Source organism: Aurantimonas coralicida DSM 14790, assembly GCF_000421645.1.
Lineage (GTDB): Bacteria > Pseudomonadota > Alphaproteobacteria > Rhizobiales > Rhizobiaceae > Aurantimonas > Aurantimonas coralicida.
Genome location: NZ_ATXK01000005.1, coordinates 98,366 through 112,384 on the forward strand (window position 1 = coordinate 98,366; position 14,019 = coordinate 112,384).

Here is a 14,019-nt window from a genome sequence, read left to right on the forward strand (position 1 = left end):
CGAAGGGCGCTCGGCGGCCTGACGCCATGAAGGGCGACGCGCCCCCCTGCCGGCTGTGCTTCACGGCGATCCTGCCGGCGCTTCTGACGCTGCTCCTTGCCGCGCCCGTCGCCGTCGGGCTGGCCGGGGTGGCGCTGCCGGCCTTCGGCTATCTGCCGGCGCTCGGCGGCAACGCCGTCTCCCTCGAACCGCTGCGGGCCGTTCTGGCCGCGCCGGGCATCGGCGTCTCCGTCGGGCTCAGCTTCGCGGCCGGGCTCCTGACCACGGCCGTGTCGGTCGTCGGCGTCGCGCTGTTCCTCGCCGCCTTTTCCGGTAGCCGGGGCATGGGCGTGGTGCGGCAGGCGCTGGCGCCGCTTCTGGCCGTTCCCCATGCGGCGGCGGCCTTCGGCATTCTGTTCCTGATCGCGCCCTCCGGCCTTCTCTTCCGCCTTGCCGCGGTGCCGCTCGGCCTCGAGCGTCCGCCGGACCTTCTGATCGTCGGCGATCCGCTGGCCCTGTCGATGATGGCGGCGCTCGTCGCCAAGGAGATGCCCTTCCTGATGCTGGTCGCCTTCGCGGCCCTGCCGCAGGCCGATCCCGAGCGCCGGCAGCGGCTCGGCCGGTCGCTCGGCTATGGGCGGATGGCCGCCTTTCTCCTCACCGTCTGGCCATCGGTCTATCGCCAGATCCGGCTGCCGGTGATCGCGGTCGCTGCCTTCGCCTCGGCCGTCGTCGACGTGGCGCTGATCCTCGGACCCTCGACGCCAGCGCCGCTCGCCGTCCGACTGATCGGCTGGATGAACGATCCCGATCTGGCGATGCGCTTCCAGGCCTCAGCCGGCGCGCTGGTGCAGCTGGTGGTGACGCTCGCCGTCATCCTCGCCTGGCTCGGCCTCGAACGGGTCGGTGGCTGGCTCATTCGCCGCGAGGCGGCGAAGGGCCGGCGCCATGCCTCCGACGCGGCGCTGCGCGGCCTTGCCGCCCTGCCCGTGCCGCTCGCCGCTCTCGCGGTGTTCGTCGGGCTTGCGCTCCTTTTCCTGTGGTCGGTCGCCGGCTTCTGGGGCTTTCCCGATCTCCTGCCGCCGACCCTCAACCTCCAAAGCTGGCGCCGCGCCGTCGATGCCGCCAGCGGGCCGTTGTGGACGAGCTTCGCCGTCGCGCTGGCCGCGACGACGATAGCCCTCGGGCTCGTCGTGACCCTCCTGGAAGCCCGTCGCCGGCGGTTCCCCGCCGCGCGTGCCGGCGAGGTCCGCCTGCCCTCGGCGATCGCCGGCCTGATCTACCTGCCGCTGATCGTCCCCCAGATCGCCTTCGTCTTCGGCCTGCAGGTGCTGATCCTCGTTGCCGGACTGACGCCCTCGGTGCCGCTGCTGGTCGCCGCCCATCTGATCTTCGTCGCGCCCTATGCGGCGCTGGCGCTGGCCGATCCGTGGTTCGCCCTCGACCCGCGCTACGAGCGGGTCGCAGCCGGGCTCGGCCGGTCGCGCCGGGCGATCTTCTTCCGCGTCCGCCTGCCGATGCTGACGGCGCCGATCCTGACCGCACTGGCCATCGGCTTTGCCGTCTCCATCGGCCAGTATCTGCCGACTGTGCTGATCGGCGCCGGACGCCTGCCGACGATCACCACCGAGGCGGTGGCGCTGGCCGCCGGCGGCAACCGGCGGGTCATCGGCGCCTATGCCCTCCTGCAGACCGCACTGCCCTTCCTCGCCTTCGCCGCCGCCAGTCTCGTGCCGGTCTTGCTTGCGCGCGGCCGTCGCGGCATGAGGGCGCCATGACCACAGACGAAGGATTGCGCCTCGACGCGGTCGAGATCAGCCTTGGAACCCGCCGGCTCCTCACCCTCGACCGGCTGGTGCCACCGGGCCAGACGCTCAGCGTCATGGGACCGTCCGGCTCCGGCAAGTCGACGCTGTTCGCGCTGATCGCCGGCTTCCTCGATCCCGCCTTCACCGCGACCGGGCGGGCGCTTCTCAACGGCCGCGACCTGACCGGGCTGCCGCCGGAGCGGCGCCGGGTGGGCCTGCTCTTTCAGGACGCGCTGCTCTATCCGCACATGTCGGTCGGCGGCAATCTGCTCTTCGGCCTGTCGGCGCAGGTGAAGGGCCGCAGCCGCCGCCGCGCCGCCGCCGAGGCGATGCTGAAGCGCGTCGGCCTGCCCGGCCATCTCGACCGCGATCCGGCGACGCTGTCGGGTGGCCAGGCGGCTCGGGTGGCTCTTGCCCGCACGCTGCTGGCCGACCCCGAGGCGCTGCTTCTCGACGAACCCTTCTCGCGGCTCGACACGGACCTGCGCCAGACCGTGCGGCAGCTGGTCTTCGATCTCGTCGCCGAGCGGCAGATCCCGGCACTGCTGGTCACCCACGACCGGGCCGACGCCGAGGCCGCCGGCGGGCCGATCGTCGATCTCGGCGCCGGAGCCGGAGCCGCACCGTGACGCCCGTGCCCCTGCCCGATCTCCCGGTCAAGGACGTTCTCAGCGACTTGTCGGCGGCGATGGCGGCGCGCGGCCGCGCCGTCCTCGTCGCGCCTCCCGGCGCCGGCAAGACGACGCTGGTGCCGCTCGCCTTCCTGGCCGAGCCATGGCTGGGCGACGGCAAGATCATCCTTGTCGAGCCGCGGCGCCTCGCCGCCCGCGCCGCCGCACGGCGCATGGCCGACCTTCTCGGCGAGGCGGTCGGCGACACGATCGGCTGGCGCATGCGGCTCGACACGAAGGTGTCGCGCAGGACCCGCATCGAGGTTGTCACCGAAGGCGTCTTCACCCGCATGATCCTGTCGGACCCGGAGCTCGCCGGCGTTTCGGCCGTCCTCTTCGACGAATTCCACGAACGCTCGCTGGACGGCGATTTCGGCCTGGCGCTGGCCATCGACGTCGCTTCGGCCCTGCGCGAGGATCTGAAGCTCCTCGTCATGTCCGCGACGCTGGACGGCGCCCGCGTGGCGACGCTTCTGGGCGATACGGCGGGCGACCCGGTCGCCGTCGTCGAAAGCCATGGCCGCGCCTTCCCGGTGACCCTGCACTATCGCGACCGGCCGGGCACCGAGCCCGTTGAGGACGCCGTGGTCGCCGCGATCCGCGCCGCGCTCACCGAGGAGTGCGGCAGCCTGCTAGTCTTCCTGCCCGGCCAGCGGGAGATCGAGCGGGTCGCCGAGCGCCTGCGACCGCTGGTGGGAGAAAAGGTCGATGTCGCTCCGCTATACGGGGCCATGGAAGGCGCCGCCCAGGATCGCGCCGTGCGCCCGGCCCCGGAAGGACGGCGCAAGGTGGTGCTCGCCACCTCCATCGCCGAGACCTCGCTGACCATCGACGGCGTGTCGATGATCGTCGATGCCGGGCTGCGCCGCCAGCCGGTCTTCGAGCCGGCGACAGGCCTGTCGCGATTGGAAACCGTGCGCATCTCCAGGGCCGCGGCCGACCAGCGCGCCGGCCGCGCCGGACGCACCGCGCCGGGCACCGCGATTCGCCTTTGGCGCGAGGAGCAGACGGCGGCGCTCGCCCCCTTCGACCGGCCGGAAATCCTCGCCACGGACCTGTCGGGTCTCGTCCTCGACTGCGCTGCCTGGGGTGTTGCCGAGCCGGCCGACCTGGCCTTTCTCGATCCCCCGCCCGGCCCCGCCGTCGCCGAGGCGCGCGCGCTCCTGACCGAGCTCGGCGCGCTCGACACCGATGGTCGGCTGACGCCGACGGGCGAGGCCATGCGCGGCCTGCCGCTGCCGCCGCGGCTGGCCCATATGGTGGTGGCGGCCGGCGATACGGCGCGACGCGACGCGGCGCTGCTGGCGGTGCTCCTGACCGAACGCGGCCTCGGCGGCACCGACATCGATCTCGGCGAACGCCTGCGCCGGCTGGGCGGCGACCGCTCGCCGCGCGCCAAGGCCGCCGCCGGTCTTGCCGGCCGGATCGCCAGCGATGCCAGGGCGACCGCGCCGCCGCGTTCGGCGGAGCCTGCCACCGAGCCCGGCGAATTGCTGGCGCTCGCCTATCCCGACCGCATCGCCATCGCCCGCGGGGCGCACGGCCATTTCGTGCTGGCCAATGGCCGCGGCGGCGTCGTGGACGCGGCGTCGAGTCTCGCCCGCGAACGATTCCTCGTCGTCGCCGAACTTCAGGGCCAGGCCCGGGCCGGGCGCATTCTCTCGGCCGCGCGCCTGTCGTCCGACGCAATGGAGCGCCTCGTTGCCGAACGCGGCGTCAGCGAGGACGTCGTGACCTTCGACACGGCGTCGAGGCAGGTGCGCGCCCGCCGGGTGCGCCGGCTCGGCCGCGCCACCCTGTCCGAAGCGCCGCTGCCGACCCCGACCGGAGAGGCGACGACGCGCGCGCTGGCCGACGGCCTGCGCCGTCTCGGCTTCGCCGCCCTGCCGCTGGGCAAGGACAACGAGCGGCTGCTGCGCCGCCTGCGCTTCCTGGCCGCCGCCTATGGCCCGCCCTGGCCGGACCTTTCCGACGCCGCGCTGCTCGCCAGCCTCGAGGACTGGCTGATGCCCTATCTGCCGGGCGTCACCGGGCTCGCCCAGATCACGCCCGGGCAGATCTCAGAGGCGCTGCGCAGCCTCGTCCCGCACGCGGCGGCCAACCGGCTGGAAGCGCTGGCGCCCTCCCATTACGAGGCGCCGACCGGCTCGCGCGTGCCGATCCGCTACGAAGCCGACCAGCCGGTGCTGGCGATCCGTGTGCAGGAGCTCTTCGGCCTGTCGCAGCACCCCACCATCGCCGATGGTTGCCTGAAGCTGACCGTCGAGCTCCTGTCGCCGGCCCATCGCCCGATCCAGATCACCCGCGACCTGCCCGGCTTCTGGGCCGGCTCCTGGTCCGACGTACGCGCCGACCTGCGCGGCCGCTATCCCCGCCATGCCTGGCCGGAAGACCCGGCCAGCGCACACCCCACCGCCCGGGCCAAGCCCCGCGGACAATAGGAGCCTGGGGCGCTGCAGCCATCGCGACGGTGCCGCGGCAACCGGCAGGCGCACGACGCATCTGAAGAGCGGGAGGGAATGACGGCGACGCGCGGCGCCGTCCGGATCGCTCGATGAGCCGAAGTTCGTTCTTGGGCCGCGTCAGGCTCCACCAGCGCACCATCGCTCCTTGCCGTGCGCCCCCGGATCGGTTAGGGAGATTTCGGTCATGCCGATCCGTTCGCCGGATCCCGCCCGCGACCCGGGCACCCGTAGCTCAGCTGGATAGAGCGCTGCCCTCCGAAGGCTGAAGTCAAGGGCTGCTGGTTTGTGAGAGACGTAGAAAAGGAGTTTGTTTACAAAGGTTTGCGGGAGTTACCGTTGAGGCTTCCACCCTACAGGTTTTCCGCGTAAGCACTGCGTAAGCAACAGGCACCCATAGCTCAGCTGGATAGAGCGCTACCCTCCGAAGGTAGAGGTCTCAGGTTCGAATCCTGATGGGTGCGCCACCCCTCTCTTTGGGGATGGCGCTACAAGCGCTCGCCGAGCACTCAATAAGATGACACTGTTGCGGTATGTGAGCGTGCCGGCGATTGGCGCCCAGTCGAGTTGCGCGGCACTGACCGTGCCCTCTTAAACCGACCGTAACGAGATCGCCTCGGCGTTAGGCCCATCGGAGTGGCGGTGATCGTAAGATGGTTCAGTAGGAACACTCTCGGGAAGGCGTATGGGCATTTGCATCCCGGACGTCATTATCGCGTCGAACGCGACTTCCGTGATCATGACGGACGCCTCCATCGCCAGGGGCAACAATGGCGCTACCGCACATACACATTTCTTCCCTATGAAGATGGCCTGTCGCTTTTCTTTCTCACCAAGGACGGCGACGATCTGGAGATTCGCCTTCAGGATCGAACCGGTGCCGAAGCAGCGATTATTGCAGCCCTGAGTGATGTCCTCCCGCAATGCGAGCCGTTTTATCGAAGCGTGTTTGCTGGCCTGCTAGCCGTCGATGGCGACAAGCTGGTTTCCTTCGACGGCGTCGATCGAGTGGCCTTCGGTTGGCAGGACGTTACTACGGTCGCCGCTTTCTATGGGCAGCAGCACTACGACGAGACGCGTTGCCTCACGATCAGCCATCGCCGTGGAACCGCAATCTTCCTGGCAGAGACTCATAGCGTGTGGCACCCCTTCCTCGACGGCTTGGAAACGAGGTTAGAGCGGGTCGTGCCTCGCCAGAGATGGCTGAAAACCTTGGACGAGGATCGATCCCGATCCATCCCAGTGTTCAAGCGTTCACGTCTTTAGATGCGTCCGTGAATCCTGCTGGCCATCGTTTTAAAAAAAATAGGAAGCAGCGCGGACGGCGGCTTCTCAGAAAAGGTACCATCGATCTTTCGCTCGAAGTTGTTGGCAGTTCGGTCGTTCTGACAGATGCCGATACAGCCGTGGCTACTCGGGAAGCGCGTTCTCCGAAAAATGCTTGCGGATGAAGTCGAGCTTGGGATCGATGTATCGACGACAAAAGGGTCTGTTTGGGTCGGTGCGATAATAGTTCTGGTATCTCTCGTCCGAAGCCTTGAAGCCCACGAACGGCAGGATGAGGGTGTGGACCGGCTTGCCGGCCTCCTCAGCGAGTCCGCGTATCGCCTCTTCGGCTTCGACCCGCTGACTCTCGTCGAAGATATAGATCGCGCTTCGGTATTTGTTTTCAACCGAGCGGGCACGTGTAGCGGAGTGTGTGCGCAGGTGCACCTCGGACAGTGTCCCCAGCCCGATAACGGAGGGTTCGAACGTCACGACCACCCCCTCAGCCCAGGTGTTCGCCGGGGCGGCCGATTGTAGGAAACCCTGCTCGACCTGCGTGACGCCACGCAACGCTTGGAAAACGCCCTCGGTGCACCAGTGGCAACCTCCTCCAAAGCCAACCTTTGCCATACTTAACTCCTGCGCAAAGGCACAACGGCCGGGCCAGACTTATCGAGCTGGCGGACGAACGCGATGATCCGCTGTCCGACATCGTTCGCCATTTCGACATGAGGGTAGTGTCCAGCGCCCTCGACAATCATGGTTTCGGCATGGAGCCTCGAAGCCAAGCTCCGGGCTTCTTCGACAGGGTCCGTGAAGTCGGGATCCTTTGTGCCCATGACGATGAGGCTCGGCACAGAGATCTCGTCCAAGATCGCTGCGGTGTCGGACTTCGACAATGAGAGCATCGTCAAGAGAGCCTGCATGCGCTTTGGCTCCCTGAGGTTTGCAGCAATCGCCGCTTTTACCTCAGCATGATCCGGCGCCGGTTTCGTCGGGAATAGGCTGCTCCAGTAAGTGGTCCAGAACCAGGTTCGCCATGGCCCCGCGAATCCGAGCCCAAGGACAAGTTTCTGGATCGTCGTGAGGGGAAGATCGCGAACGATCGGACCGAGCAGCACCACCCCGTTGACGTGACTAGGAGCTTCCTTGGCAGCCCAAAGCGCGGAGCCGGCTGCGAACGAGTTGCCCATGATCACGGCTGGCCCGTCAGCCAACTGTCGGAGGATGGCGACGGCGTCACGGCCGACCGCTCGCGCGGAGTAATCCGACCACTCCGGCGACGATTGGCCGAATCCGCGGACGTCCATCGTCACCACTCGGCATCCCGCATGCTGCAGCATGGGCTTGATGAGCCGATACTCGGAGCGCAGGTCTCCCATTCCTGGGATGCCTACGACGAGAGGTCCGGTTCCACCCGTATCGTCGAAGGCTATCCTACCGCCCTCTGTCTGAAGGAACTGGGTCTGCACATCGTTAGGCGCCATGAAACGATCCGATCCGTTGAGCAGCAGACCTATCGGCTGACTTCGAAAAGGAACCACGCTCGGCGTTCCGCTTCGTCGGTCCAGGTATCGATCAGGCCGGAGGTCGCGTTGTCCTTCGCCTCGTCGGCGACTTCCTTTGCGCGGCGCAGCGACTCGACCATGTGAAGATTATCGGCGCGCAGCTCCGCCAGCATGTCCTGCGGCGTGACGAACTCAGCGTCGTTGTCCTTGATCGTCTGGTGGCGGGCGATATCGCCGATCGATCGTATGGTCGTATTTCCGGTCTTCCGGGCGCGCTCCGCCATCGCATCGGTCGCTGCGAGGATTTCCGCAGCTTGCTCATCGAGAAGGAGATGGTAGTCCCTGAAGTACGGGCCCGAGACATGCCAGTGAAAGTTCTTTGTCTTGAGGTAGACCGCATAGCTGTTCGCCAATATTATCTTCAGCGCGTCGGCAACCGTCATGGTCGCGTTCTCGTCGAGGTCAGATGGTGAAGGCACGGTTGCAGCACTGGAGTTTGTCATCGCGTGAACTTCCTCGATGATGGCTTGCGCAAAAGATCAGCGCCGATTCTCTGGCACGCTGAGGTATAGAGGATGAATTTACCTCAGATCGAAGTCCAATGGCTTGTGTCTATAGTTTCGATAGTTCTGGCGACCAGAAGGGCGCTTGGAGCGGCACGGGAACATGGGAAGGCAGCGAACCCCACATGCTCATCAGGCATTCGGCTGATAGCCCAATACGAAAGCGATAACCTTCTCCGAGGACATCTCGCACGGCTTCAGCGACGCACTGCCCGAAGCAACGCGATACAGATTGAAGCTGACGATGTCGTTCCCGGCTAGTTCTCGAGCAAAAAGGCTGTTCCTCCGTCCATCCTCCGACCGACGAACCGTCACGCCGAAACGCCTGCCTTCGTAAGCGCCTTCGCTATACCCCTCAGGCAGACGCTCGAAAGCCGTATCGAATTCTGGATGGTCCATTCTGCATCACCGCCAATCGGCCTTCGCCCTGCGAACGTGAGTGCCGCGCCATGCGATTGGAGTCATCGCGTCAGTCTGACGTTGCGGCCCCAAAGAAACCCCGCGTCATTAGCGCTAGCGAAGTCCGGGTCTACGTAGATGAAAACACGCTTGATAAGCGCGCCGTCGAACTCGAATACGTTGGCGAAACGGCCTTCGGATCGGCCTTCAACCGGCCACGCCGTGCCGTCAGCCATAACGCCACCTTCAAAGCCTTCCACGATCACGTGGTCGCGGGCTACGTGGAAGGTCATGCGATCGAAATCGTGCTCGATCCGCTGAAGCGACCCCAACAGACCCTTGGCGACTTCCATGAATTCGGCTTTGCCATATCCAACTCCGAACTTCGGGAAGTACGTCACGACATCGTCAGTCAGAATGTCGAGAATGGTGGGATCGCCACTGTCGATTTTCCGGAAATAGTCGGTGGCGACGGCGATGCGCTCTTGGGTCAGCTCTGCATTCGGCACTCTATGAACTCCTGAAATGCGGAAGCATTATCCGCTGTGGCTTCGAGAATAATGGGCCCTGCAGGATCAGCCGATCTGCTGCCCGGAATTCAACGGAGCGCTGAGGCGCGGAAGCGATCGTCCTTCAGTTATCCGCGTGACACGCCCGTCGCGCATCGATTCAGACCAGGACGCCCCCTGACACATCTATCACCGCGCCAGCTGTGTAGCTTGCAGCGGGACTAACGAGGTAACTGACGGCGCCCGCCACTTCTTCAATCGTGGCGATCCGACGGATGGGATGCATATCGATGACGGCCTGCGGAAAATTCTCAGCGACTTCCCCGGTCATGTCGGTCGGCATGATGCCAGGTTGGACGACGTTGACGGTAATGTTGCGTGGGCCAAGATCACGTTGCACCCCGCGGGCATATCCTGCGATTGCTGCCTTGGTTCCTGCGTAGTCGGCAATTCCCGGCACGATCGCTCGGGTGCCCAGGCCGGAACCGATGAAGACAATGCGGCCACCGTCAGAGATTTTCTGCGCCGCCGCACGCGTGATCGCCACGGTCCCAAGCACATTTACCATCCACTGCCTGTCGAACGCAGCGGAATCGAGCGTCGGATCGTCGACCAATTTTCCTTGGACGGCGATTGCGGCGTTGTTGATCAAGATGTCGAGCTTGCCGAGTTCAGCTACGACCTGCTCGACCATGGGCTGGGCGGCGGACGTATCCGCTTGATCGCATCGGATCGCGAGAGCGCGAACGCCTTTGGCCCTCACCACCTCGGCGACGGACTCGGCTTTATCGGCCGAAGCAGCGTAGGTGATAGCAATATCGGCTCCCTGATCGGCGAGCGTCGCCGCCAGCACGGCGCCAAGGCCCCGAGAGCCACCCGTGATGATAGCGACTTTGCCGTCCAAAACTTTCGACATCGGCGGTTCCTTTCTGAAGTCTAATGGCGGGCTGACGGCTAAGCGACGTTGACGCCTTTCCAGAAGGCGATGTGATCCTTGATGGAGTGCGCCGCCGGAGAAGGGTCGGCGTAGGTCCAGGCGGCGTTTGCATTGCGCCGGTCGCCGACCTGGAGATGAAAGTATTGCGCCGTCCCCTTCACGGGACAGACAGACGTGTGCTCGCTCGGTGCCAGATACTGCCGGTCAACCGATTGAGGCGGGAAATAATGGTTTCCATCCACGACCATAGTCTCGTCGCTGACCGCGAGGGTGGCATCGTTCCAAACTGCTGAGACCAAACCGGACTCCTCTTTTAATTTTCAGCCACTTGCATCGACCAGTGGCCCTATCTGGCGGGACAAATCAGTTTGCCGGAGTTTGTCCGGCAAGCAGCTTGTCGAGCGAGCCATCTGCATCGAGCGCAGCGAGATCGTCGGAGCCGCCGACATGCGTCTCGTTGATGAAGATCTGCGGCACGGTGCTTCGCCCCGACGACTCGATCATCGCCTTCCGGTGTGCAGGATCGGCTTCGATATCAAGCTCGGTGAATGCCACGCCCTTCTCTTGAAGGAGCGCCTTCGCGCGGCGGCAGAACGGGCACCAACTCGTGGTGTAGATGAGAACCTCAGGCTTCATGTTGTGTCTCCAATCGTTGAGGGATGACGGGCCGGCCGGATTCGCGGGGGTCATCCGAAGGTGAAGGCAAAGGCTTGCGCCCCCGGGTAGAGAAGCTCGATTTCGAAGGTGCACTCGTGGACCTCACCGCTCTGGCGTCCGAGTTGTTTGAGGCGCTGGCCATCACGCCGCCATCTTCCGGACCGTGTCCAAAACCCGGTCTTGCCGGTATGGCTTGGCGAAGAACACAACGTCCGCTGGAACGACGGCCTCGACCGGCCAAGGCCTCCCGGACGTGATGATGATCTGGATGGTCGGCCACCGCCGGCGGATGCAAATGGCGAGCATGATGCCATCGATCCCGCCGGGCATGTTCACGTCCGTGAACACGACGCGCACATCCAGTCGTTCCTCCAAGGTCATAAGCGCGGCGGATGCATTCGGCGCCTGCAAGACTTCGAAACCTGCCTCCTCGATCATGTCCGTCGCAAACAGACGGAGAAGTGGTTCGTCTTCGACGACGAGCACCACGGGTTTCACCATTCCACCCATACTCCCATCAACCTTGAACCAGGTGACGCATGGAGGCGTGCAGATCGGCCGTTAACCCGGCGGGCTCGTAGCGAACATCGACGCCCCCGGTGCCGACCAGGCCGATGTTGATCAGCTTCGATCCAAAGCCTCGGCGAGTTGGCGGCACAACCGGAGGCCCACCCCGTTCTCACCATTTCACGCGGAGAAGGTCGTCGTCCAGGCCGACCTCGACTTCCCACGACAGCGAGACGTGGCCATCGTCACTGGTCAGCGCGCCGTATTTGCAGGCGTTGGTCAGTAACTCGTGGACGATGAGGGAGAACGAGAGCGCCGCTCGTGGCCCCAGCGCCACCGCCGGCCCACTCATGTCGACCCGATCTGAGAACCCGATCGCGTCGATCACTGTCGCTGCGACAGCTTGTAGATCAGCTTGTGTCCAACTCTTTTGAAGCAAGGCGTCGTGCGCCGCGCTCAGAGCCATCAGCCGACGCTCGAAGGCGTAGACCGCTTCGCGATCGGTGACGCTTCGCAGCGTTTGGCTGGCGATGGCCTGAACCATGGTGAGCATGTTCTTCAGGCGGTGAGCAATTTCGCCGTTCACTATGAGTTGCTGCTGCTCGGTACGATGCCTCGCGACGCCTGCCTCAAGCCGGTCCGCCGCACTTCGCAGGAACGAGATTTCCTCTGCGGGCCAAGGTCGGGGATGCGCCGAATGAACGAAGAAGACGGCGATGGTTTTGCCACGATCTCGAACCGGCATATCGACCAACGACCGAACGCCGACCCGCATTGCGCTCTCGAGATTGTGCAGAGTGCGATCGTCGGTCAGGGCGTCCCAAACGACGAGCGGGTCGCCAACGACGAGCGGCTCGCGCAAGCTCCCATACTCGTCGAGACGGTGGCGCCCGGCAATGCTCACGGCCCCCGGCGCCGTCCAATCGGTTTCGACGTCAATCGTATCGACGTCCTCGTTGACGGATCCGAACCCGGCTCGGTCTGCGGAGAGCGCTCGGCCGACGATGGCGGCGGTCGCCGAAGCCATCCCTGCGGTATCGTGGCTGCTCCGAATGGTTTCGCCGATTTCGACCAGGGCGGTCTGCAAGGCTGTGAGGCGCTCGCTCGCCGTTGCGATCCGGCGGAGTTCGAGATTTTCGCTGGCGAGACGGGCGAGCGCCTGCAGCATCGCCTTTTCCATCTCGCTGAGCCCTTCAGGCCGCGGAACGGTATCGATGACGCACAGGCGACCTACGATCGCTCCGGATCGCAGGACGAGCGGTGCGCCAGCGTAGGCGCGAAAGTGCCGGGCGCCTGTGACGAGCGGATTGCGCTTGGTCCGCGCATCATTTGTGAGATCGACGATCTCGAGAAGATCGCCCTGATCGATCTCGATCCGACAGACCGAGTGTTCGATCTCCGTCTCGCATACCTCAAGCCCGTACTTGGCTTTGAACCATTGCCGGTCAGTATCCAGCAGGGTGATGAGCGCGATGGGAACGTCACAGGCCTTTGCGGCGACAAAAACGAGATCGTCGAAGGCTTGCTCATCCGGTGTGTCGAGCACCATGAGGTCTGCAAGCGCCCGCACCCGCTGTGCCGCCCCGAAATCGGTTCTGTCAGCGCTCAGGCTCACCGCAGTTCTCCTGGATGATGCCTCGAAGGTCGAGCGTGGCCGATCATCGGCGTTTCCCGCGTCATGTCAGTGCCCCCTCATGCGGGGCGGCCACTGCGATGACGGCACGCCCGCTTGGCCGCTCTGATCGGCGATGGGGTTACCGACGGCGAGGACGATCTTGCCCTGGATATGGCCTGCCTCTGCGCGTTCGTGAGCGGCGGCCGCTTCGGAAAGGGGGTATGTGCTGTCGACGGCGACGCGAACCGCGCCGCTGTCGAGCAAGCGAGCTAGCTGGGCCAACTGGTCGCCACTGGAACGCACCTGCGTCGCCGAAACGGTCACTCCCCGGTCGGCAGCTTCATCATGTCCGGCAAAGCCAAGGGGAAAAATCGGGAACAGCGCTCCGCCCCGACGTATGGTCCGAAGGAAGCGGCCGGAGGTCGGACCGCCGACGGCATCGACGACAAGATCGATGTCTCGCACATCGTCTTCGGGTTTGGTCTTCGTGTAGTCGATGAACTCGTCGGCACCCAGTTCGCGGAGGAACGCTTCGTGCCGGGTTGAAGCGACAGCGATGACACGCGCGCCTTCGTGCTTTGCCAACTGCAATGCCAGATGACCGACACCCCCTGCAGCGCCGTTGATCATAACGCTCTTCCCAGCCAACGGGACCGGGCTGTGGCGCTCGGACTGCAGCGGGTTCTGCTCGTTATGGCCTAGCTCGATCAGGAACTGCCAAGCGGTCAGCCCCGACATGGGAACGGCGGCTGCATGAATGTGGTCCAGGTGTCGGGGCTTGGCCGCAAGGTCGGAAGCAGGCGCGGAAACATACTCGGCGTATCCCAGGCTCTCGCCGAAGCTGGGAAAGCGGATCATTCCGAAAACTTCATCGCCCGGCGAGAACGCGGTCACATCGTCGGCGACCTTCTCGACGATCCCGGACACATCCGAGCCCGGTATGGCGGGGAATGTCACCGACGGCCGCCACTCGGGCGGCAGAGCCTTGTATCCCTCGCGGAGATACCAGTCGGGCGGGTTGAGGCCTGCCGCTTGTACACGGACGAGCACCTCTCCCGGCTTTATCACAGGTGTCAGCGCGTCCTCATAGCGAAGAACATCGGGAGCGCCGAACTCATGGAAGCGGATCGCCTTCATT

16 protein-coding genes and 1 tRNA gene are annotated in these 14,019 nt (G+C 65.1%); 5 read left to right on the forward strand and 12 right to left on the reverse strand.

The genetic code is table 11. From position 1 onward, the window contains the following. Positions 1-26 precede the first annotated feature (26 nt). From H536_RS0112440 to H536_RS24385, 5 genes are all read left to right on the forward strand, one after another. The gene (locus tag H536_RS0112440; protein WP_051141591.1) at positions 27-1,757 is read left to right on the forward strand and encodes an ABC transporter permease; all 1,731 of its coding nucleotides are present in this window, start codon (positions 27-29) and stop codon (positions 1,755-1,757) included. After that, positions 1,754-2,416: an ATP-binding cassette domain-containing protein gene (locus tag H536_RS0112445; RefSeq protein ID WP_024350776.1), complete on the forward strand. Its 663-nt coding sequence runs from the start codon at positions 1,754-1,756 to the stop codon at positions 2,414-2,416. The genes H536_RS0112440 and H536_RS0112445 overlap by 4 nt, the downstream gene beginning before the upstream one ends. Continuing rightward, positions 2,413-4,899 carry an ATP-dependent helicase HrpB gene (hrpB, locus tag H536_RS0112450; protein ID WP_024350777.1) on the forward strand — a complete coding sequence of 829 codons (2,487 nt, stop codon included), beginning with the start codon at positions 2,413-2,415 and terminating at the stop codon, positions 4,897-4,899. The genes H536_RS0112445 and hrpB overlap by 4 nt, the downstream gene beginning before the upstream one ends. Before the next feature lie 411 nt (positions 4,900-5,310). Beyond that, positions 5,311-5,387 (forward strand) — tRNA-Arg (locus H536_RS0112455). 169 nt (positions 5,388-5,556) lie between these two features. Beyond that, the gene (locus tag H536_RS24385) at positions 5,557-6,186 is read left to right on the forward strand and encodes a DUF3601 domain-containing protein (RefSeq protein ID WP_162142664.1); all 630 of its coding nucleotides are present in this window, start codon (positions 5,557-5,559) and stop codon (positions 6,184-6,186) included. 144 nt (positions 6,187-6,330) lie between these two features. Here the strand turns inward: H536_RS24385 and H536_RS0112470 are convergent, their stop codons facing one another. From H536_RS0112470 to H536_RS0112515, 12 genes are all read right to left on the reverse strand, one after another. Then, complete coding sequence (locus H536_RS0112470) at positions 6,331-6,816, reverse strand: peptide-methionine (S)-S-oxide reductase (protein ID WP_024350780.1); 486 nt, start codon at positions 6,814-6,816, stop codon at positions 6,331-6,333. Positions 6,817-6,818: 2 nt separating this feature from the next. Further along, positions 6,819-7,673, reverse strand: coding sequence for an alpha/beta fold hydrolase (locus H536_RS0112475; RefSeq protein ID WP_024350781.1), 855 nt, complete (start codon positions 7,671-7,673; stop codon positions 6,819-6,821). Between the two features lie 29 nt (positions 7,674-7,702). Then, positions 7,703-8,197: a Dps family protein gene (locus H536_RS0112480; protein ID WP_024350782.1), complete on the reverse strand. Its 495-nt coding sequence runs from the start codon at positions 8,195-8,197 to the stop codon at positions 7,703-7,705. Between the two features lie 192 nt (positions 8,198-8,389). Next, positions 8,390-8,656: a hypothetical protein gene (locus H536_RS23740; RefSeq protein WP_024588016.1), complete on the reverse strand. Its 267-nt coding sequence runs from the start codon at positions 8,654-8,656 to the stop codon at positions 8,390-8,392. Positions 8,657-8,718: 62 nt separating this feature from the next. Further along, on the reverse strand, positions 8,719-9,165 hold the full coding sequence (locus H536_RS0112485) for a nuclear transport factor 2 family protein (RefSeq protein ID WP_201767728.1): 447 nt from the start codon (positions 9,163-9,165) through the stop codon (positions 8,719-8,721). 160 nt (positions 9,166-9,325) lie between these two features. Further along, a complete protein-coding gene (locus tag H536_RS0112490; protein ID WP_024350784.1) occupies positions 9,326-10,081 on the reverse strand; it encodes an SDR family NAD(P)-dependent oxidoreductase in 756 nt (251 codons plus the stop codon). A 38-nt stretch (positions 10,082-10,119) separates the two neighbouring features. After that, positions 10,120-10,401, reverse strand: a complete 282-nt coding sequence (locus tag H536_RS0112495) for a DUF427 domain-containing protein (protein ID WP_024350785.1) — start codon at positions 10,399-10,401, stop codon at positions 10,120-10,122. A gap of 64 nt (positions 10,402-10,465) precedes the next feature. Continuing rightward, a complete protein-coding gene (grxC, locus tag H536_RS0112500; protein WP_024350786.1) occupies positions 10,466-10,738 on the reverse strand; it encodes a glutaredoxin 3 in 273 nt (90 codons plus the stop codon). A 50-nt stretch (positions 10,739-10,788) separates the two neighbouring features. Further along, positions 10,789-10,968, reverse strand: coding sequence for a hypothetical protein (locus H536_RS25495; RefSeq protein WP_081651911.1), 180 nt, complete (start codon positions 10,966-10,968; stop codon positions 10,789-10,791). Then, positions 10,901-11,260 (reverse strand): response regulator, encoded by a 360-nt coding sequence (locus H536_RS0112505; RefSeq protein WP_035449975.1) that lies wholly within the window; start codon positions 11,258-11,260, stop codon positions 10,901-10,903. The genes H536_RS25495 and H536_RS0112505 overlap by 68 nt, the downstream gene beginning before the upstream one ends. 178 nt (positions 11,261-11,438) lie before the next feature. Continuing rightward, on the reverse strand, positions 11,439-12,881 hold the full coding sequence (locus H536_RS22590; protein ID WP_051141592.1) for a sensor histidine kinase: 1,443 nt from the start codon (positions 12,879-12,881) through the stop codon (positions 11,439-11,441). A gap of 66 nt (positions 12,882-12,947) precedes the next feature. Further along, positions 12,948-14,018: an NADP-dependent oxidoreductase gene (locus H536_RS0112515; protein WP_024350788.1), complete on the reverse strand. Its 1,071-nt coding sequence runs from the start codon at positions 14,016-14,018 to the stop codon at positions 12,948-12,950. Position 14,019 lies beyond the last annotated feature (1 nt).